This window comes from Agromyces indicus, from assembly GCF_031432295.1.
In the GTDB taxonomy this organism is placed as follows: Bacteria; Actinomycetota; Actinomycetes; order Actinomycetales; family Microbacteriaceae; genus Agromyces; species Agromyces indicus.
The window spans coordinates 494,309-513,839 of sequence record NZ_JAVKGS010000002.1; the positions used below are offsets into that span (position 1 = coordinate 494,309).

The window sequence follows — 19,531 nt, forward strand, 5'->3', positions numbered from 1 at the left end:
GCGACGCCCACGTCTTCGGAGGCACGACGAATGAGGCTGCTCGACACGATCCGCGGTCCCCGCGACCTGGACGCCCTCTCCCACGACCAGCTGGAGGAACTCGCTCGCGAGATCCGCGAGGTGCTCGTCGCGAGCGTCTCGAAGACCGGCGGTCACCTCGGACCCAATCTCGGCGTGGTCGAGCTCACCATCGCCATCCATCGCGTGTTCGACTCGCCCCGCGACCCGATCATCTTCGACACGGGCCACCAGTCCTACGTGCACAAACTGCTCACCGGCCGGCAGGACTTCAGCAGCCTCCGCCAGACCGGGGGGCTCGCCGGCTATCCGCAGCGCTCCGAGTCCGAGCACGACGTGGTCGAGAGCTCGCACGCGTCGAGCTCGCTGTCCTGGGCCGACGGCATCTCCAAGGCGTTCGAGATGACCGGCCAGGGCGACCGGCACGTCGTCGCCGTCGTGGGCGACGGCGCCCTGACCGGCGGCATGACGTGGGAGGCGCTGAACAACATCTCCGACGACAACACGCGCAACCTCGTCGTCGTCGTGAACGACAACGGGCGGTCTTACGCGCCGACCATCGGCGGCATGGCCCGCTTCCTCAATTCGGTGCGCACCAAGCAGTCGTACCGCACGCTGCACCTGCGCAGCCGCAGCGCGTTCGACAAGCTCGGCTCGCCCGGCCGCGCGTTCTACCGCGGCGTGCGCGGTGGACTCCACGGCTTCCTCAGCCGGTTCAGCGGCAACGAGGCGCTCTACTCGAACCTCGACATCAAGTACATCGGACCGATCGACGGCCACGACGAGCGCGCGGTGGAGGAAGCGCTCCGGCAGGCGAAGTCGTACGGCGCCCCCGCGATCGTGCACACCATCACCGACAAGGGCCGCGGTTACGAGCCCGCGCGTCGCGACGTCGCCGACCAGTTCCACGCCGTCGGCCAGATCGACCCCGAGACGGGCGAGTCGATCGAGAAGGCGTCGGCGCCCTCGTGGACCGGCGTGTTCGCGGATGAGCTCGTGAGCCTCGCCGAGCGCGACGAGCGGCTCGTCGGCATCACCGCGGCGATGCTCCGTCCGACCGGACTCCACCGGATGGCCGAGCGTTTCCCCGCCCGCGTGTTCGATGTCGGCATCGCCGAGCAGCACGCAGCCACCTCGGCCGCCGGCCTCGCCTTCGGCGGCCTGCACCCGGTCGTCGCGGTCTACGCGACCTTCATCAACCGCGCCTTCGACCAGGTGCTGATGGATGTCGCCCTCCACAAGGCCGGCGTCACCTTCGTGCTCGACCGTGCCGGCGTGACCGGACCCGACGGCCCCAGCCACCACGGCGTGTGGGACCTTTCGATCCTCCAGGTGGTCCCCGGCATCCGCATCGCCGCGCCCCGCGACTCCGTGCGCCTGGCCGAGGAGCTCGGCGAGGCCGTGCGGGTCGACGACGGCCCGACGGTCCTGCGGTTCCCCAAGGGCACGGTCGGCACGGAGTACGAGGCCGTCCGCCGCACCGACGACGGCGTGGACGTGCTGGTCGAGTCCGAACGGCGCGACGTGCTCATCGTCACGGTCGGCCCGATGGCCGGGATCGGACTCGAGGTCGCGCAGCGGCTCGAGGCGCAGGGCATCGGCGCCACGGTCGTCGATCCGCGTTGGGTCGTGCCGGTTCCGCAGAGCGTCGTCGAGCTCGCTGCCGACTATCGGATCGTCGTGAGTATCGAGGACGGAATCCGGGTCGGCGGCATCGGCACCCGCATCCGGCAGGACTTGCGGGAGGCCGGCGTCGACACGGCCGTGACCGAGGTGGGCCTGCCCGACGAGTTCCTCGACCACGGCTCGCGTGGCGACATCCTCGAGCGCGTCGGCCTCACGCCGCAGCACATCGCCCGGGACGTCACGGCGATGGTGCTCGGCAGCAAGCTCCCGCACGCGCGCAACGCGGGCATCGAGCTCCCGAGCGACACCGCGCCCCAGCCTCGGGTCTGAACGGCGCGCTCCCGCTCACTCGATGCGGTAGACGTGCTCGACGGCGTCGCCGATCCGAGTGACGCCGGTCAGGCGCATCGGCGGGGTCACGGTGCCCACCGGAAGCAACGGTCGCCCGCGCCCGAGCGCGACCGGCATGTACCCGATGAGCAGCTCGTCGAGCCGGCCCGCCTCGAGGAACTGCGCGGCTACCGGACCGCCCCCGATGACCCACACGTTCCGGCCGGCGGCCGCCTCCACCGCGGCATCGGCGATCGCGTCGACCTCGCCGGCGGCGAATCGGATGTCGGCGCCGTCGGGCACCGGCAGGTCGCGATGGGTGAGCACCCAGGTGGGCAGGGCTCCGTACGGCCAGCCGCCGCCCTCTCGGAGCACCCACTCGTAGGTCGTCGCTCCGAGCACGAGCGCGCCGACGTCGGCGAAGAACCGGTCGTAGTGCTCCTGGAAGTCCTCCATGCCGAACTGCAGCAGCCACCCGAGGTCGTCGTGCTCATCGGCGATGAACCCGTCGATGGTGGAGGCGACGTAGTACTGGATCTTCGTCATCCGGCGAGCATACGAACGACCCCCGACAACCGGGTGCCGGGGGTCGTTCGGTCGATCAGGCGTGGATCAGGCGTCGACGCCGCGGATCGGCGGGTGGTGGAACGAGTCGCCGAAGACGCGCTCCGACGCTCCCACCCGGTCGAGGTACGGCGTGAGCCCGCCCATCTGGAACGGGAAGCCCGCCCCGAGGATCATGCAGAGGTCGATGTCCTCCGCGGCGCTCACGACGCCGTCGTCGAGCATGAGCTTCGTCTCACGCGCCAGGCCGTCCTGCAGGCGGGTCAGGATCTCATCGGGCGACGAGGGGTTCGTGCCGCCGGAGACGATCTTCATCGCGCCCTTGTCGAAGCCCTTGACCTTGCCCTTGTCGTCCTTCTCGAGCAGCTTGCCGTAGTCGGCGAGCCGGTGCAGGTTCTCGGAACGGTAGAACCGGTCGGGGAACGCCGCGTGGTGGGTGTCGAGCACATGCGCGCCGACCTTGAGCCCGACGAGGTCGAGCAGGTGCGACGGAGCCATGGGCAGGCCGAGCGGGGCCATCGCCTCGTCGACGGTCTCGAAGGGCGTGCCCTCGTCGACCGCGCGCATCGCCTCGCCGAGGAGGACCGCCAGCAGGCGGTTCACGACGAAGCCCGGCGTGTCGGCGGTGATCACCGCGTTCTTCTTGAGCTTCGCCGCGGTCACCATCGCGGTCGAGAGCGTCGCGTCATCCGTGCTGCTCGTCTTCACGACCTCGATCAGCGGCATGACCGCGACGGGCGTGAAGAAGTGGAAGCCCACCACGCGCTCGGGGTGCTGGAGCTTCGCGCCGATCTGCTCCACCGAGAGCGACGAGGTGTTCGTCGCGAGGACCGCCTCGGGCGAGATGAACTGCTCGACCTCGGCGAACACCTGCTGCTTGATCTCGAGCTCCTCGAACACGGCCTCGATGACCCAGTCGCAGTCGGCGAACTCGGACTTGTCGGTCGTGCCGTGCACGAGCGCCTTCAGGCGGTTCGCCTCGTCGGGGGAGATGCGGCCCTTGTCACGCAGGGTGTCGATCTCGCCGGTGATGTACGCCACGCCCTTGTCGACGCGCGCCTGGTCGAGGTCGGTGATCACGACCGGCACCTGGAGTCGCCGGACGAACAGCAGCGCGAACTGGCTGGCCATGTAGCCGGCGCCGAGGACGCCCACCTTGGTGACTGGCTTGGCGAGCGCCTTGTCGGGCGCGCCCGCCGGCTTCTTCGCGCGCTTCTGCACGAGGTTGAAGGCGTAGACGGATGCCTGCAGCTGGTCGCCGGCGATGAGGTCGGCGAGGACCTCGTCCTCGCGCTCGAAGCCCTCGGCCTTCGTGCCGGACTTCGCGGCCTTCAGCAGGTCGAGCGCCGCGTAGGGCGACTTGGGCACCGAGCCGATGCGGCTCTGCAGCATCTTGCGGGCGATGCCGATCGCGGCATCCCACTTGACCAGGCGCTCGACCTTGCCGGGCTCGTTCGGGCGCTTGACCTTCACGCGGCCGGAGACCACGCCGTCGGCCCAGCGGATGGAGTCCTCGAGGTAGTTCACCGACGGGAACAGGGCGTCGGCGATGCCGAGCTCCAGCACGTCGCCCGCCTTCAGCGTGCGGTTCTGCTTGAGCGGGTTCTCGATGACGACCTTGAGCGCGTTCTCGATGCCGATCAGGTTCGGCAGCAGGTAGGCGCCGCCCCAGCCGGGGATGAGGCCGAGGAACACCTCTGGCAGCGCCACGGCCGGCGTGGATGCGTCGACCGTGCGGTAGTCGGCGTTCAGGGCGATCTCGAGGCCGCCGCCGAGCGCCAGTCCGTTGATGAAGGCGAACGACGGGACGCCCACCTCCGAGAGCTTGCCGAGGGCGTGGTGTCCGAGCTGCCCCATGCGGAGCGCGATCTCCCGGCTCGGGATCTCGGCGACCTTCGACAGGTCGGCGCCCGCGGCGAGGATGAACGGCTTGCCGGTCACCGCGACCGCGTGGATCTCGCCGGCCGCGGCCCGCTCGCGCAGCCCGTCGAGGGTTGCGGCGTACTCGAGCAGCGACTTGGGTCCGAGCGTGTTGGGACGGGTGTGGTCGCGGCCGTTGTCGAGCGTGACGAGCGCGAGCGTGCGCCCCTCGGAGATGGGGATGTCGCGCACGTACGAGTGCGTGACGACCTCGTCGTCGGACAGCGTCTCGAGCTCGGAGAAGTCGATCTTGGTGTAGTCGGTCATCATTCCCCTCAGGCCTTCTTCGCGGCCTTGCGCGAGTAGTTCGGGTTCTCCCAGATCATCGTGCCGCCCTGTCCGAGGCCCACGCACATGGTGGTGACGCCGTAGCGGACGTCGGGGCGCTCGGCGAACTGGCTGGCGAGCTGGTTCATCAGGCGCACGCCCGACGAGGCGAGGGGGTGACCCACCGCGATCGCTCCGCCCCACGGGTTCACGCGGGGGTCGTCGTCGTCGATGCCGTAGTGGTCGAGCAGCGAGAGCACCTGGACGGCGAACGCCTCGTTGACCTCGATGAGCCCGATGTCGTCCATCTTGAGGCCGGCCAGCCGCAGCGCCTTCTCGGTCGCCGGGACGGGGCCGATGCCCATGATCTCGGGGTCCACGCCCGCGAAGGCGTAGCTGACGAGCTTCATCTTGACGTTCAAGCCGAATTCCTTCGCGGCGTCGGCGCTCGCGAGGAGTGCCGCGGTCGCGCCGTCGTTGAGGCCCGACGCGTTGCCGGCGGTGACCCGGCCGTGCGGACGGAACGGGGTCTTGAGCCCGGCGAGGCCCTCCATCGTGGTCTCCGGTCGCATGACTTCGTCGCGCGTCGCGAGCCCCCAGCCCTCGACGGTGCGGATGGCGACGGGGACGAGGTCCTGCTGGATCTTGCCGGCCTCGTACGCCGCCGCGGTCTTCCGCTGGCTGCCCAGGGCGTAGCGGTCGGCGCGCTCCTTGGTCAGGTGCGGGAAGCGGTCGTGGATGCGCTCGGCGGTGGCACCCATGACGAGCGCGTCCTCCGAGACCATGCGCTCCGCGACGAAGCGGGGGTTGGGGTCGACGCCGCTGCCCATGGGGTGGTGGCCCATGTGCTCCACGCCGCCGCCGATGGCGAGGCGGTACTGGCCGTAGCCGATGGAGCCTGCGAGCATCGCGACCGAGGTCATCGCGCCGGCGCACATGCGGTCGATCGCGAAGCCGGGCACCGACTTGGGCAGGCCCGCGAGGATGGCGGCCGTGCGGCCGATGGTGAGGCCCTGGTCGCCGGCCTGGGTCGTGGCGGCGATGGCCACGTCGTCGATCTGCTCCTTCGGGGCGCTCGGGTTGCGTTCCAGGAGTCCGACGATCGCCTTCACGACCAGATCGTCGGCTCGGGTGTTCCAGTACATGCCCTTTTCGCCGGCCTTGCCGAAGGGGGTTCGGACCCCGTCGACGAAGACGACATCAGCTCGTTCAGCCACGCTGCAGCTCCCTTTCGAATGAGGAATCACCCGATCCTAGGAACGCCGATCGGGCCGACGGAATCGGTTGGCGGTTCCTACGAAGCGTCGGGCGCGGCATCCTCGAGGGATTGTGCCGCCTTCACAAACGCGGCCGCGATTATCTGTGCGGTAGCGGCAACCTGCCACGGTCGTGCGCCGAGCGCCGCGAGCTCGCCGGCCACCGCGTCCGGGGTCGGCTCGGCGGGCGGATGCCACGCGAGCCGGCGCAGGTGGTCGGGCGTCAGCAGGTTCTCGACGGGCATGTCGTGCTGCTCGGCGATCTCGGTCACGGCGGCCTTCGCGAGGCGGAGCCGGGCGTCGGCTTCGGGGTTGCGGGCGGCCCAGGACCGGGGCGGCGGCGGGGCGTCGCTCGGAACGCGCGCGGCGGGCGGTGCGGCGGTCCGCGCCTCTTCGATCGCGGACCACCAGCGATCGATCTCGGACCGGCTCGCCCGGCCGTTGAACGCCTTGAGGTCGGCGAGGGCGCGCTTGGACTCCGGCAGCGCCTTCGCGGCGGCGAGGATCGACGCGTCGGGCACGAGGCGGCCGGGCGCGGTGTCGGTTTCGGCCGCGAGGGCGTCGCGGGCGTGCCAGAGGGCGCGCGCGACGGCGAGGTTCCGCGGCGAGCGCAGCGAGTGGATGCCGCTCAGCCGGCGCCACGGCTCGGCGGCGGGCGGCTTCGCCTCGCGCCGGACCGTGGCGTCGAACTCCTGCCGGGCGATCTCCTCCTTGCCCGCGTCCACGAGTCGCTCGGCGAGCCGGTCGCGGACGTCGACGAGGAGCTCCACGTCGAGCGCGGCGTACCGCAACCACGACTGCGGCAGCGGGCGCGTCGACCAGTCGGCGGCCGAGTGCTCCTTGGCCAGGCGGATGTCGAGCAGCTCCTCGACCACCGAGGCGAGGCCCACCCGCGGCATCCCGAGCAGGCGCGCTGCCAGCTCGGTGTCGAAGATCGCGGCGGGGTCGAGCCCCACCTCGCGCAGGCAGGCGAGGTCCTGGCTCGCGGCGTGGAGCACCCACTCCTCGTCGCGGATCACCGACTGGAGCTCCTCGAAGCCGCCGATCGTCGTCGGGTCGAACAGGAACGTGCCCGCGTCCCGCCGGAAGAGCTGGATGAGGTACGCGCGCTGCGAATAGCGGAACCCGCTGGCACGCTCGGCATCCACGGCCACCGGGCCCACGCCGCCCGCGATGCGCTCGACGGCCTCGCCGTACGCCTCGCGGGTCTCGATCACGCGGAACTCGTCAGCCACGGTTCCTCCTCCGTCGGGGAAGGGCCGTCACCCCCTCGGTTCGGGGAGGCAGCCCCGCCAGCATGCACAACAACTCACTCCACCCTTCCACATGCGGCGCGGCGTGCTCGTCGAGCGGCGTCCACGACGCGCGGAGCTCGAGCTGCGCACCGTCGCCCTGGCGGGCGAGCTCGCCGTAGCCGGTGGACAGGATCTTCGTCACCGTCCCCGACGCGGCGACGTATCGGGCGCCGCGAGCGTCGAGCGCGTCGACGAGCCACGACCACGCGACATCCGCCAGGAACGGATCGACGCCGATGTCGGTCTCGAGCGGGGCCTGCGTGAAGCACACCACCCGGAACCGGCCGCCCCACGACTCCGGCTCGGACGGGTCGTACAGCAGCACGAACCGGCCCGTGCCGAGGTCCGAGTCCTCGCCGTGCGGACCGGGGGAGACGTCGGCGGCGAGGGCGACGGCCCAGGGCGCCAGCGACGAGGGCGCGTCGATCTCCGACACGCGCAGTTCAGGGCGCGGTGCCGCAGCACGCAGCGATTCGAGCGCCGCGGCGAACTCCGGGGGTGGCAACGCCGAGTCGGACACGTGTGCAGACTAGAGTCTGCGACAGGGGGCACGTCGGCGGCACGCCGCGACCGCCCCGGGAGGATCGACCACGCGGCGCGGAACGGGGGAGCGATGTCACGGGTGGATCGAGCGATCGGTCCGGTCACCGCCGTGCTCGGCGGCGTGGCACTCGTCGGGGCGGCCTTCATGGCCGCCGTGACGGCCACCGCGGTCGTGTTCGCCCGCCGGGTCGTCAGCCCCGAACCGCCTCGTGAGGACGACCAGCGCCTCGAGCGCGTCGACCTCGCGGCCGGCGAGGTGGTCCTCACGGCCTCCGACGACGCCCGCATGCGCGGCCGGTACGGCCTCTGGTTCGAGCACGACTCCGGCTACGCCCGCCTCGGCGACGTCATCGACGATGACGGCCACCGGGTGCGCCGCAGCATCGAGTCGGTCGACTTCGGCCGGCTCGACCGCGCCGGTCGGGGGCGCATCAGCGGGTGGTTCCACCTCGGCCCGTGGGAGGTCGCGGAGCGCTACGAGAACGTCGTCGTCGACACCCCGCTCGGTCCCGCACCGGCGTGGTTCGTCCCCGCGACGGATGCCGCCGGCGGGGTCTCCGCGGACTGGGTGATCCAGGTGCACGGCCGCGGCGCGAAGCGGCACGAGGGCCTCCGCGCCGTCCAGCCTGCGCGCGAGGCCGGCTGGTCGACGCTGCTCATCTCGTACCGCAACGACGGCGAGGCGCCCGAGAGCGAGGACCGCCGATACGGGCTGGGCGGCACCGAGTGGGAGGACGTGGTCGCCGCCGTCCGATTCGCCGTCCGCCGCGGTGCGCGGCGCATCGTCCTCATGGGCTGGTCGATGGGCGGATCGATCTCGCTGCAGACCTTGTTCCGCTCCGCCGAGGTCCGGGAGCATCTCGTCGGACTCGTCCTCGAGTCGCCCGCGGTGGACTGGGCCGACATCCTCCGCTTCCAGGCGCGCGCCCTGGGCCTGCCCTCCGAACTCGGCGGGGTCGTGGCCCGGGTGCTGAGCGCCCCCGTCGGCGGCACGCTCACCGGCCTCGCGGCCCCCATCGACCTCGAGGCGCTCGACGCCGTCGCCCGCGCCGACGAACTCGACGTGCCCGTGCTCCTCATGCACAGCGAGGACGACGGCTTCGTGCCCATCGAGGGCTCACGCCGGCTCGCGGCCGTCCGGGCCGACCTCGTCCGGTTCGAGGTGTTCGAGGACGCGCGGCACACCAAGCTCTGGAACCACGCGCCCGAGCGGTGGACCGGACTCGTCCGCGACTGGCTCGAGGAGCGGTGAGCCGCAGCCGCGACACCGCGGCCCGCCGACGCGCGGCTCAGGCGGCCAGGCGCTCCTGCAGTTGGCGCTTCGCCCGCGCGAGCATGCCCGACATGCCGCGAACGCGGAGCGGCGAGACCGCCTCGCCGAGGCCCAGGGACTGCGGGTAGTCGGCCGGGATCGCGAAGACCTGCTCGGGGGTGAGCCCGTCGAGGCCCTGCGCGAGGATCGACGCGAACCCGCGCGTGGTCGGCGCCTCGGCCGGTGCCGTGGCGTGCATGTGCACGAGCCCGGCCTCGTCGACCTCGACGAAGATGAACACCGGCGACTGGCACTCCTCGACGCGCTCGAGCAGGTCGGGGTGGTCGCGGTATCGCTCCGGCAGCTCCGGAAGCTCGTTCGAGAAGTCGAGCAGGAGCGTCAGTCGGTCCTTCACCCCGAGCGCGAGGAAGTCCTCGCGCGTCTCGGCGAGCGCAGCGGGCAGGGTCGTGGCATCCATCGACGACATTCTCGCACCCGGGGATGGGCGCGGGCTCAGCGCCCCGGCACCTCGCCCCGGTCGGTGCCGGTCACGATCGGCACCCGGACGGCGCTGCCCCACTCGGTCCACGAGCCGTCGTAGTTGCGCACCTTGTCGAAGCCGAGCAGGTGCGTGAGCACGAACCACGTGTGGCTCGAGCGCTCGCCGATGCGGCAGTACGCGATGACCTCGTCGCCCTCCTGCAGGCCGACCTCGTCGCGGTAGATCGCGTCGAGCTCCGCCCGGCTGCGGAACGTGCCGTCCTCGGCGGCGGCGCGCGCCCACGGCACCGAAGCCGCGGTCGGGATGTGGCCGGCGCGAAGCGCCCCCTCCTCGGGGTAGGCGGGTGCGGTCGTGCGCTCGCCCGAGTACTCCTCGGGCGATCGCACGTCGATGAGGGGCTTGCCGAGGTGCGCGAGCACGTCGTCCTTGTACGCCCGCACGCGCGAGTCGTCGCGCTCGACCACGGGGTACTCGACGGGCTCGACTTCGGGGGTGTCGGTGGTGAGCGGTCGCCCCTCGGCGATCCACTTGTCGCGGCCGCCGTCGAGCAGCCGCACGTCGTCGTGGCCGAAGAGCGTGAACACCCACAGGGCGTACGCGGCCCACCAGTTGTTCTTGTCGCCGTAGATGACGACCGTCGAGTCGCGCGAGATCCCCTTCGAGCCGAGCAGCTCGGCGAAGCGCTCGCTCGAGACGTAGTCGCGGACGACGGGGTCGTTGAGCTCGGTGTGCCAGTCGACCTTCACCGCACCCGGGATGTGCCCGGTCTCGTAGAGCAGGACGTCTTCATCGGACTCGACGACGACGAGCCCGGGCCGGCCGAGGTGGTCGGCGAGCCAGTCCGTGGTCACGAGCCGCTCCGGGTGCGCGTACTCGGCCAGCTTGGCGGCGGTGTCGAACTCGACGGGCATGGGGAACCTCCTGTGGTCGCCCGGTCGGGCGAGGCTGATGGGGAGCCGGGACTAGGCTGGTCACCTGTCCACCCTCGAATCTACGCGGCGCGCCCGACGGAGTCACCGCACCCGTCATGAGGTGCAACAGGGGAGTCCCACGCCTATGACCACCGGAGCGGCATCCGCCCTCGGCCACCTCGTCGACCGCAACCCGTCCATCACGGGTGCCGAGATCGCCTCCGAGCTCGTGCCGCCGCCCCAGTTCGAGCACGCCTCCTTCGAGTCGTACCGGCCCGACCACGACTTCCCGTCGCAGCAGGCCGCGCTCGACAAGCTCCACGAGTTCGCCAACGGATGGCGCGGCCAGCGCAATCCGGGCGGGTTCTTCTCCCGCAGCCGCAAGCCGAAGTCCGAGCTGCCGGGCGTGTACCTCGACGGCGGGTTCGGCGTGGGCAAGACCCACCTGCTCGCGGCGCTCTGGCACGTCGCACCCGGACCGAAGTACTTCGGGACGTTCATCGAGTACACGGCGCTCGTCGGTGCGCTCGGCTACGCGCCCGCGGTCGAGCTGCTGCGCGGCTCGCGCCTGCTCTGCATCGACGAGTTCGAGCTCGACGACCCGGGCGACACGATGCTCATGACCCGATTCCTCGGCGAGCTCATGGCCGGCGGCACGCGCGTCGCGGCGACGAGCAACACGCCGCCGAACGCCCTCGGCGAGGGCCGGTTCGCGGCGGCCGACTTCCTCCGCGAGATCCACGGGCTCGCCGCGAACTTCGAGACGCTCCGCATCGACGGCCTGGACTACCGGCGCCGCGACACCGAGGGCCACGCCGAGGCGATGGCCGACGATGCCGCCGTCGAGCACGCGGCATCCGCTCTCGCCGGCCGCGGGCACCGCGTCACCCTGGATCGGTTCGACGCGCTCATCGCCCACCTCGCCACCGTGCACCCGTCGAAGTACATCAAGCTCATCGAGGGCACCGAGGTCATCGCCCTCACCGGGGTGCACGAGCTCACCGACCAGAACGCCGCCCTGCGCCTCGTGGCGTTCATCGACCGCGTCTACGACGCCGAGGTGCCCATCGTCGCGAGCGGGACGCCGCTGGACGCGGTGTTCGGGGGCGGCATGCTCGACGGCGGCTACCGGAAGAAGTACCAGCGCTCGATGTCGCGCATGATCGCCCTGACGACCGGCGAGCTCCCGCCGCACGACTGAGCCGCCGATTCGGAGCGCCGTCGCGGCATCCGGAAACACGCTCGTTACACGGACCGCGTTTTCGTAACCGTCGCGAAACGCTTCGTGCCCCGTCGACGAAACGTCCCCGCACCATCCTGATCCCCGTACCCCGAGACCGAGCCCCAGTCTCACCCCCTCGCGGTACGTCCCCTGCAGATCACGAGGTGTGAGGAAAACCTATGGATACGGGAAGCATTGCGTGGGCGATCACGGCCACCGCGCTCGTGCTGTTCATGACGCCGGGCGTCGCGTTCTTCTACGGCGGCCTGGTCAAGGCCAAGAGCGTCGTCAGCATGATGATGATGAGCTTCGGCGCACTCGGCCTGATCAGCGTCCTCTGGGTGCTGTACGGCTACAACATGAGCGCGGTCGACAGCGTGTGGAGCTTCGCGGGCAACCCGTTCTCCGACTTCGCGCTCGGCTCGCTCGCGACGGGTGAGACGGCTAACGTCGACCTGATCGGCGTCGCCTTCGGTGCGACCTTCGCGATCATCACCGTCGCCCTGATCTCGGGTGCGATCGCCGACCGCGCCAAGTTCGGCGCCTGGATGATCTTCGCCGGCGTCTGGGCCACGCTCGTCTACTTCCCGGTCGCGGCCTGGGTCTGGGGCGGCGGCTGGATCCTCAACCTCGGCGAGGAGCTCGGCCTCCCGGGCGTCATCGACTACGCGGGCGGTACGGCCGTCCACATCAACGCCGGTGCGGCGGCACTCGCCCTGGCGCTGGTGCTCGGCAAGCGCGTCGGTTTCCAGAAGGGCATGGACAAGCCCCACAACGTGCCGCTGACCCTCCTGGGCGCCTCGGTGCTCTGGTTCGGCTGGTTCGGCTTCAACGCGGGTGCGGAGTTCCTCAACGAGCTCGCGAACACGGGCCTCATCGTGCTCAACACGCTCGGCGCGACCGCCGCGGCGATCCTCGGCTGGCTCGTGGTCGAGAAGTTCAAGGACGGCAAGCCCACCTCGGTCGGTGCCGCATCGGGCGCCGTCGCCGGCCTCGTGGCCATCACCCCCGCCTGCGCCAACCTCGAGCCGGGCTGGGCGCTCCTGCTCGGTGCCGTCGCGGGCGCGGTCTGCGCCCTCGCCATCGAGCTGAAGTTCAAGCTCGGCTTCGACGACTCGCTCGACGTCGTGGGCATCCACCTCGTCGGCGGCCTCATCGGCACGCTGTACCTCGGGTTCTTCGCGATCGACACCGGCCTGTTCGTCGGCGGCGACCTCGGTCAGCTCGCGGTCCAGACGATCGCCGCGTTCGGCGTGCTGGCCTACTCCTTCGTCGTCGCCTTCGTCCTCGGGTTCGCGATCGAGAAGACCATCGGCTTCCGCGTGAAGAACGAGGACGAGCTGGCGGGCATCGACACCATCGTCCACGGCGAGGAGGGCTACAAGCTCGAGACCGTCTGATCCGCACGATCACCGCGAGGGCGGTGGGGATAGTCTGCGGGGGTGCACGACACCCGCAGCTTCCTCACCGCCCTTCGGCGTGCCATCCGCTCGATCGCCGGACCCGCCCGGGTGCGGCCGGCGAACCGGGTGCCGGATGCCGCGCCGGCCCGCCGCCCCGACGACCGCGACGACTGGCCCGGCCGCTCGGGCCCGCACGCCACCGTCGAGGTCGACCCGGCGCGCGTGCGGCGGGTGCGCTTCGCCTACACGCCAGATCGCGACGGCGCACCGGACCCCGGCGAGGTCGTCTGGACCTGGGTGCCGTACGAGGAGAACGACGGTCGCGGGAAGGACCGGCCGGTCGTCATCGTGGCCGCGGGCGGTCCGGGGGAGTTCCTGGCCGTGCAGTTGACGAGCAAGGGTCGCGACGGCGATCGCGACCTCGTTCCCCTCGGAAGCGGCGCCTGGGACGGCGAGGGGCGTGCGAGCTGGGCCCGCGTGGACCGGCTCTTCCGGGTGCACGCCGTCGGGATGCGGCGCGAGGCCGCATCGTTGGACGCTGCCCGCTACGCGCGCGTGACCGAGGCGCTGCGCGCGCGGTACGGGTGGGACTGACGCGCGTACGCGTCGGGAAACGGAAGAACCCCCGGCTGGACCGGGGGTTCTGTTCGTGTGGGCGATGCCGGGCTCGAACCGACGACCTCTTCCGTGTGAAGGAAGCGCGCTACCAGCTGCGCCAATCGCCCATCAGGTGTCGCGGACCGGGACTCGCCGGTGCCGCGGACTCGATACTAGCCCACGCGTGGCCTCCGGCGCACATCGACGGCGGGCCCGGGCGCGTCGAGGGTGGACGGTGCCGCCCGAGGTCCGTGGGTCGGAGTCGACGCGTGCCCGAGCCGGCGCCCGAACGGGCGACACGCCCGGCGTGCACGGTCGGATTCGGCTCCTGATCGGCCACGACGTGCCACGCGACCCGCTCGGTTTGTCATTCGTTCACGTCATCCGTTAGAGTCTCTCTGCACGCAAAACAGCGGGCAACGCGGATGTGGCGCAGTTGGTAGCGCATCACCTTGCCAAGGTGAGGGTCGCGAGTTCGAGTCTCGTCATCCGCTCTGACCAGGCCGGCGCAAGCCGGTTTGTTCTTTGGTGGTGAACCCAAGCAACGGTGGATTGGCCGAGAGGCGAGGCAGCGGCCTGCAAAGCCGTATACACGGGTTCGAATCCCGTATCCACCTCGAATGAGCCCCTCGCAGCTCACTCAAACCCGGGCGATTGGCGCAGCGGTAGCGCGCTTCCCTGACACGGAAGAGGTCACTGGTTCGATCCCAGTATCGCCCACCACATGAGAAACGCCCCGGCTCGCCGGGGCGTTCGTCGTTTCACCGGCTCTCCGCGTCATCCGTCGGCGATGGGCCCGATGACGATCGGCGGAAGGCTGATGCGCGTGCTGAACCACGACCAGCTCGCGCCGTCCGTCTGCTCGATCGAGGCGGAGGCGTCCAGGCCCGGCGGCACGTCGCGGAGGATCACGGTGATGGCGCGCCGCCCGCTGAAGCGGATCGACCCCGCCGCATCCACTGTTCCGGACCCGGCGTAGCCGCCGGGCGTGAAGTGCGCCCGGGTGGGAGCGTCGACCGCGAAGGTGAACACGTACGTGGCCACTCCGGTCGCACCGTACGCCGACGGCCGGAAGTGCACGGAGACGGCCGGATTGCGGTTCGGCGATTCCCGGAGGTCGAAGCCGGCGAACGGCTCGGCGGCGTCGGTCTGCAGGATGGTCGGGCGGATGAGGGTCAGGTTGGTCCGACCGCGGCCGATCGTCCTGGTGGGCGAGATCACCTCGAGCGTCGACCAGTGGAGCGGGCCCCGGACGAGGTCACCGGCCCGGTACTTGGCGATCCAGTCCTCGGCGGTCAGATCGCTCTCGAATTCGGCGAACGCGTCGGATCGTGCGGGGTGGTCCGCGGCGTCATCTGGTGCACTGAACATGAGCATCACTCTAGAAATGGTGACGATGTGCGGCATCCGTGCACACCCTGACCGGGCCCGCGTGCCGCGTCGAGGGCGGCGATTCCCGATGATCCGTCGTCAGGGTCGGGCGAGCACCACGTCCGCGGCCTCGACGCGCCGATCGGTGATGGTCGTGGGGGACTCGAGGTGCACGGCCCCGCTCGGCAGGATCCCCGCGCCACCGAAGCGTTCCATGACCCGCCACTGGGCGACGACGTCCTCCCCGGCGTGCGACTCGGGCAGGTCGCGCCAGAAGTCGAATCCGCCGCAGGCGATGAGCGCGGCACGATCGAACAGCACGCATGCGCCGACCCACGCGATCCGGTAGGCCCGCCAACCGGCCGGCGGGATGTCGAGCTCCGCCGCGGCGTGGGCCAGGTTGGCCGCGTTGTGCAGCGGCCAACGGTCGTGCGCCGACGTGCCCGGCCGGACCCGCTCCGGCACGACATCGCCGTCCCACAGTTCGAAGGCGTGGCGTTCGTGGTCACGGCGGTCGTCGAGGTACGACAGGCCCTGAACGGCCTGACCGACGAACCCGCAGCGCAGCTCCCGGAGGGCGTCGTGCATGCGCTGCAGGGCGGTCGGCTCCAGCCACACGTCGTCGTCGAGGAACAGCACCGCGGGGGCGCTGGAGCGATCGAGCAGGAACTGGCGGTGCTCCGCGAGCCCGCGGCGCTCGGCATGGCGCAGCAGGTCGACCGGACGCCCCTGGGCACGCAGCACCCTGAGCATGGCGTTCACGGCCGGGTGCGCGGTCGCCGCGGCATCCGTCGACTGGTCGCTCAGGACCACCCGGAACGCGGGGGCGTCCTGCGCGGCGAGCCCGGCGAGGGTCACCGCGAGTTCGGCGGCACGGCCGATCGTGGGGATGAGCACGTCGACCTCCACCGACTCCGGCGGCGGCGCGTCGTGCCCCCACTCGCCCGACCAGCGGCGGCTCGAGGTCGTCACGACACACCCTGCGAGGTCGGTCTCGTCGACCGGATGCGGTCGACGAGCAGGGTCGTCGAGTGGTCGGGTACGTAGTCCACGACGTGCACCTCGCCGCCGTAGGCCTCGACCACGGGTGTCTCCGCGAGCATCTCGGGGCTGTAGTCCCCGCCCTTCACGTAGACGTCGGGGCGCAGGGTCTCGATGAGATCGATGGGGGTGTCCTCGTCGAAGACGGTCACGTAGTCGACCCACTCCAGCGCGGCAAGCAGTCCGGCTCGGTCGACGGCCGGGTTCAGGGGACGCTCCGGTCCCTTCAGCCGACGGACCGAGTCGTCGCCGTTCACGCCGACGACGAGCACGTCGCCGAGGTCGCGGGCCTGCTGGAGGTAGGTCGTGTGCCCCACGTGGAGGACGTCGAAGCAGCCGTTCGTGAAGACCACTCGGCGCCCGTCCCGCCGGTGAGCGTCGATGCGCTCGCGCAGCGCCGTCCAGTCGAGCAGTGCGGCCGGCGGATGCGCGAGGCGGCGGATCAGCTCGTCGCCGCGGCACACCGATGTGCCCTCGTGGGCGAGCGCGACATCCGCCGCACCCTGCGCGAGCCGCATGGCCGTCTCGAGGGGGACGCCCACAGCCGCCGCCGCGGCGATGGCCGCCGCGAAGGTGTCGCCCGCGCCCGCGGCGAAGCGCTCGGAGACCGGATGCGCGGAGGTGACCATGGGCGGCGCGCCCTCGCGCAGCAGCACGGCACCGTCGCGATCGAGCGTGACGATCACCGCGCCCGCTCCGGATGCCGCGAGCAGGTCGGTCGCGACCTCGCTCGCCGCTCGCCGCCGGTCGCGTCCCTCGCCGAGCGGGCGCGCGATCAGCTTGGCCGACTCCTCGGCATTCGGGACGACGACATCAGGGCCGATGCCGCGCCAGCGGCGGAGGTCGTGCGCGTCGACGACGAGGTGGCTGGGGCGGCCCGCGACGGCCAGCGCCTCCACGACGACCTCGGGGAGTTCTGCTGCGCCGTAGTCGCTCACGACGAGGGCGTCCGCGTCGGCGAGCGCGGCGATGAGCGCCTCCACGAGAGCCCGCACCGTCGCCGGCCGGCCCGCGACATCCCTATCGGGCGCATCGTCGACCCTGGCCAGCACCTGGTCGTCCGCGACGATGCGGGTCTTCGACACCGTGCGCCGGTCCGCGCGCTGCAGCACGCCCCGAGTGCCGACGCCGGCTTGGACGAGCGCGGCGAGGAGCGCCTCGCCCGTGGCATCCCTCCCGATCGCGGACACGAGCTCGGCGCGGGCGCCGAGCGCGGCGAGATTGGCGGCGGTGTTCCCCGCGCCGCCGGGGACCTCGACCGCCTCGCGCAGCTCCACGACCGGGGCCGGGGCTTCGCGGCTGAGCCGCCTGCTGTGCCCGCCCCACCACCGATCGAGGATGGCGTCGCCGACCACGACGACGCGCGGGGCGACCTGGCGGATACGTTCGGCGGCGGTTGCGGTCATCTCCATGCCGCGGTGCCTACCCACAGCGGGGGACGGATATGCATGCATGCATGCGTGCGATGCGGATGCCGCGGCCGGGCCGGCACGATTCGCGACGGATTCCGCAGTCGGACGTTTCGGGGCGGCTCTTGCCGGGAAGGAGTCCCTGCACGATCTCCGCCACCGACAGGAGGACGCATGCCCGCGTACGCGCCGCTCGAGCCGACCTTCCGCGACATCCGCCGCATCGCCGTCCTCCGCGGCGGGGGACTCGGCGACCTGCTGTTCGCGATGCCCGCGATCTCCGCCTTCGCCGCGGCGTACCCGGACGCCGAGCTCGTGCTCCTCGGCACGCCCATGCACGCCGAACTGCTCTCCGGCCGGCCGGGCCCGGTCGCGCGCGTCGAGGTGCTGCCGGATGCGCCGGGCATCAGGGAGGCCGGCGGCGCGGCATCCGAGCCCGTGGACGACTTCGTCGCGCGACTGCGCCGCCACCGCTTCGACCTCGCGGTGCAGCTCCACGGCGGAGGGCGCAACTCCAACCCCTTCCTGCTCCGTCTCGGCGCACGCCACACCGTCGGCTCCGCGACGGAGGATGCGGCACCGCTCGAGCGCACGCTGCCGTACGTGTACTACCAGCACGAGGTCGTGCGCGGCCTCGAGGTCGCGGGACTCGCCGGCGCGGCGCCGGTGGACCTCGAACCGGCGATCGAGGTGCTCGACGAGGAGCGCCGAAGCGCGGACGCGCTCCTCGGACCACTGGACGGCCCGCTCGTCGTGGTGCACCCCGGGGCGACCGACCCGCGTCGGCGGTGGCCGGTCGAGCGGTTCGCGCACGTCGTCGGGGCGCTCCTCGACGACGGGGCGGAGGTGGCGCTGGTCGGGGACCCCTCGGACCGCCGCATCGAGGCGGAGCTCGCCTCGTCGCTCGGTGCCTCCGGCGGACGTCTGCACCGGCTCGCCGGCCGGTCGGGACTCGGCGAGACGGCCGCCGTGTTCGAGCGGGCCGCCGTCGTGGTCGCGAACGACAGCGGTCCCCGTCACCTGGCCCAGGCGGTGGGCGCGGCGACCGTCGGCATCTTCTGGTTCGGCAACGTGGTGAACGCGGCGCCGTTCGGCCGCGGCCGCCACCGCGTCCACCTCTCGTTCACGACGAGGTGTCCCGTCTGCGGGACGGATGTCACCCAGGTGGGCTGGACCGCCGACCGCTGCGAGCACGACGTCTCCTTCGTCGACCGGGTCGACGCGGACGCCGTGCTCGCGGACGCCCGTCAGATCATGGCCAGGACGTCTCCTCGGCGGGGCACACCAGGAGCTCCCGCACCTCGCATCCGGGTGGCTGGCTGAGTGCGAACACCACCGCGTTCGCCACGTCGGCGGGATCGTTCAGCTTCGCGTCGGCGCCGGGCCGGTACTGCTCGTCGCGGTCGTCGAAGAAGGCGGTCCGCATGCCGCCCGGGATGAGGGTGGTGACGCCGACGCGTCCCTTGGTCTCGGCGGCGAGAGCGCGGCTGAATCCGAGCACCCCGAACTTGGAGGCGCAGTAGGCCGTGGCATCCGCGGCGCCCTTGAGCGCCAGCGTCGAGGCGACCGTGACCACCCGTCCGCCGGAGGCCTCGAGGTGGGGGAGCGCCGCGCGAACGGCGGCGGCCGTGCCGAGCAGGTTCACCGCGATGACCCGTTCCCACTCCACCGCGTCGACGCCGTCCAGTGGGCCGCAGCGATCGATGCCCGCCGCAGTGACGATGGCGTCGAGCCCGCCGTGCTGCTCGGCGACCTCGGCGATAGTGCGCTCGAGCGCCCTGGTGTCCGAGACGTCGGCGACGTGCGACTCGTGCGCGTCCGCCGAGGGCGCGAGATCGAGGACGATGGGGGTGCCGCCCGCCGCCGCGACGGCCTGGGCGATTGCGGCGCCGAGGCCCGAAGCCCCGCCCGTGATGATCGTGCGGCCCGGACCGCCCGGCTCGCGCCGCTGCTCGGCGGGGGCGTTCCTGGTGCTCTCCGAGGTGATGGTCTCCGACATGGTGC

The 19,531-nt window shown here is 71.6% G+C and carries 17 protein-coding genes and 4 tRNA genes; 9 read left to right on the top strand and 12 right to left on the bottom strand.

Annotated features, from left to right (window positions below; genetic code table 11):
* Positions 1-30 precede the first annotated feature (30 nt).
* On the top strand, positions 31-1,974 hold the full coding sequence (gene dxs / locus RH861_RS08600) for a 1-deoxy-D-xylulose-5-phosphate synthase (RefSeq protein WP_310520651.1): 1,944 nt from the start codon (positions 31-33) through the stop codon (positions 1,972-1,974).
* A gap of 15 nt (positions 1,975-1,989) precedes the next feature.
* On the opposite strand, the gene RH861_RS08605 is transcribed toward dxs, so the two are convergent.
* The 5 genes from RH861_RS08605 to RH861_RS08625 form a co-directional block, all read right to left on the bottom strand.
* Entirely contained in the window at positions 1,990-2,520 is a 531-nt protein-coding gene (locus RH861_RS08605; protein WP_310520652.1) for a dihydrofolate reductase family protein, read from the bottom strand.
* A gap of 66 nt (positions 2,521-2,586) precedes the next feature.
* On the bottom strand, positions 2,587-4,725 hold the full coding sequence (locus RH861_RS08610) for a 3-hydroxyacyl-CoA dehydrogenase NAD-binding domain-containing protein (protein ID WP_310520653.1): 2,139 nt from the start codon (positions 4,723-4,725) through the stop codon (positions 2,587-2,589).
* Positions 4,726-4,733: 8 nt separating this feature from the next.
* The gene (locus tag RH861_RS08615) at positions 4,734-5,942 is read right to left on the bottom strand and encodes a thiolase family protein (protein ID WP_310520654.1); all 1,209 of its coding nucleotides are present in this window, start codon (positions 5,940-5,942) and stop codon (positions 4,734-4,736) included.
* 77 nt (positions 5,943-6,019) lie between these two features.
* On the bottom strand, positions 6,020-7,216 hold the full coding sequence (locus RH861_RS08620; RefSeq protein WP_310520655.1) for an HRDC domain-containing protein: 1,197 nt from the start codon (positions 7,214-7,216) through the stop codon (positions 6,020-6,022).
* Positions 7,209-7,796, bottom strand: coding sequence for a DUF3000 domain-containing protein (locus RH861_RS08625; RefSeq protein ID WP_067947191.1), 588 nt, complete (start codon positions 7,794-7,796; stop codon positions 7,209-7,211). The genes RH861_RS08620 and RH861_RS08625 overlap by 8 nt, the downstream gene beginning before the upstream one ends.
* A gap of 93 nt (positions 7,797-7,889) precedes the next feature.
* On the opposite strand from RH861_RS08625, the gene RH861_RS08630 reads away from it, so the two are divergent.
* Positions 7,890-9,071 (top strand): alpha/beta hydrolase family protein, encoded by a 1,182-nt coding sequence (locus RH861_RS08630; protein WP_310520656.1) that lies wholly within the window; start codon positions 7,890-7,892, stop codon positions 9,069-9,071.
* 37 nt (positions 9,072-9,108) lie between these two features.
* On the opposite strand, the gene RH861_RS08635 is transcribed toward RH861_RS08630, so the two are convergent.
* The gene (locus tag RH861_RS08635; RefSeq protein WP_067947195.1) at positions 9,109-9,549 is read right to left on the bottom strand and encodes a SufE family protein; all 441 of its coding nucleotides are present in this window, start codon (positions 9,547-9,549) and stop codon (positions 9,109-9,111) included.
* Between the two features lie 35 nt (positions 9,550-9,584).
* Positions 9,585-10,484, bottom strand: a complete 900-nt coding sequence (locus RH861_RS08640; protein ID WP_310520657.1) for a sulfurtransferase — start codon at positions 10,482-10,484, stop codon at positions 9,585-9,587.
* Positions 10,485-10,629: 145 nt separating this feature from the next.
* Between RH861_RS08640 and zapE the strand changes: the two genes are divergently transcribed.
* From zapE to RH861_RS08655, 3 genes are all read left to right on the top strand, one after another.
* The gene (gene zapE / locus RH861_RS08645) at positions 10,630-11,685 is read left to right on the top strand and encodes a cell division protein ZapE (protein ID WP_310520658.1); all 1,056 of its coding nucleotides are present in this window, start codon (positions 10,630-10,632) and stop codon (positions 11,683-11,685) included.
* A 200-nt stretch (positions 11,686-11,885) separates the two neighbouring features.
* Positions 11,886-13,106, top strand: coding sequence for an ammonium transporter (locus tag RH861_RS08650; protein WP_310520659.1), 1,221 nt, complete (start codon positions 11,886-11,888; stop codon positions 13,104-13,106).
* Between the two features lie 42 nt (positions 13,107-13,148).
* Complete coding sequence (locus tag RH861_RS08655) at positions 13,149-13,703, top strand: type II toxin-antitoxin system PemK/MazF family toxin (protein WP_310520660.1); 555 nt, start codon at positions 13,149-13,151, stop codon at positions 13,701-13,703.
* A 58-nt stretch (positions 13,704-13,761) separates the two neighbouring features.
* Here RH861_RS08655 and RH861_RS08660 read toward each other — a convergent pair.
* Positions 13,762-13,834, bottom strand: a tRNA-Val gene (locus tag RH861_RS08660).
* 293 nt (positions 13,835-14,127) lie between these two features.
* Here RH861_RS08660 and RH861_RS08665 point away from each other — a divergent pair.
* The 3 genes from RH861_RS08665 (at position 14,128) to RH861_RS08675 (ending at position 14,429) form a co-directional block, all read left to right on the top strand.
* Positions 14,128-14,200, top strand: a tRNA-Gly gene (locus tag RH861_RS08665).
* Between the two features lie 52 nt (positions 14,201-14,252).
* Positions 14,253-14,323: transfer RNA gene (locus RH861_RS08670), tRNA-Cys, on the top strand.
* A gap of 31 nt (positions 14,324-14,354) precedes the next feature.
* A tRNA-Val gene (locus RH861_RS08675) sits at positions 14,355-14,429 on the top strand.
* 54 nt (positions 14,430-14,483) lie between these two features.
* Here RH861_RS08675 and RH861_RS08680 read toward each other — a convergent pair.
* From RH861_RS08680 to rfaE2, 3 genes are all read right to left on the bottom strand, one after another.
* Positions 14,484-15,113: a hypothetical protein gene (locus RH861_RS08680; RefSeq protein ID WP_310520661.1), complete on the bottom strand. Its 630-nt coding sequence runs from the start codon at positions 15,111-15,113 to the stop codon at positions 14,484-14,486.
* A gap of 63 nt (positions 15,114-15,176) precedes the next feature.
* On the bottom strand, positions 15,177-16,049 hold the full coding sequence (locus RH861_RS08685) for a glycosyltransferase (RefSeq protein ID WP_310520662.1): 873 nt from the start codon (positions 16,047-16,049) through the stop codon (positions 15,177-15,179).
* Positions 16,046-17,530, bottom strand: a complete 1,485-nt coding sequence (rfaE2, locus tag RH861_RS08690) for a D-glycero-beta-D-manno-heptose 1-phosphate adenylyltransferase (RefSeq protein WP_310520663.1) — start codon at positions 17,528-17,530, stop codon at positions 16,046-16,048. Before rfaE2 ends, RH861_RS08685 begins: the two co-directional genes overlap by 4 nt.
* A gap of 171 nt (positions 17,531-17,701) precedes the next feature.
* On the opposite strand from rfaE2, the gene RH861_RS08695 reads away from it, so the two are divergent.
* Positions 17,702-18,850: a glycosyltransferase family 9 protein gene (locus RH861_RS08695; RefSeq protein ID WP_310520664.1), complete on the top strand. Its 1,149-nt coding sequence runs from the start codon at positions 17,702-17,704 to the stop codon at positions 18,848-18,850.
* Here RH861_RS08695 and RH861_RS08700 read toward each other — a convergent pair.
* On the bottom strand, positions 18,780-19,526 hold the full coding sequence (locus RH861_RS08700; RefSeq protein WP_310520665.1) for an SDR family oxidoreductase: 747 nt from the start codon (positions 19,524-19,526) through the stop codon (positions 18,780-18,782). The genes RH861_RS08695 and RH861_RS08700 overlap by 71 nt on opposite strands.
* Positions 19,527-19,531: the final 5 nt, after the last annotated feature.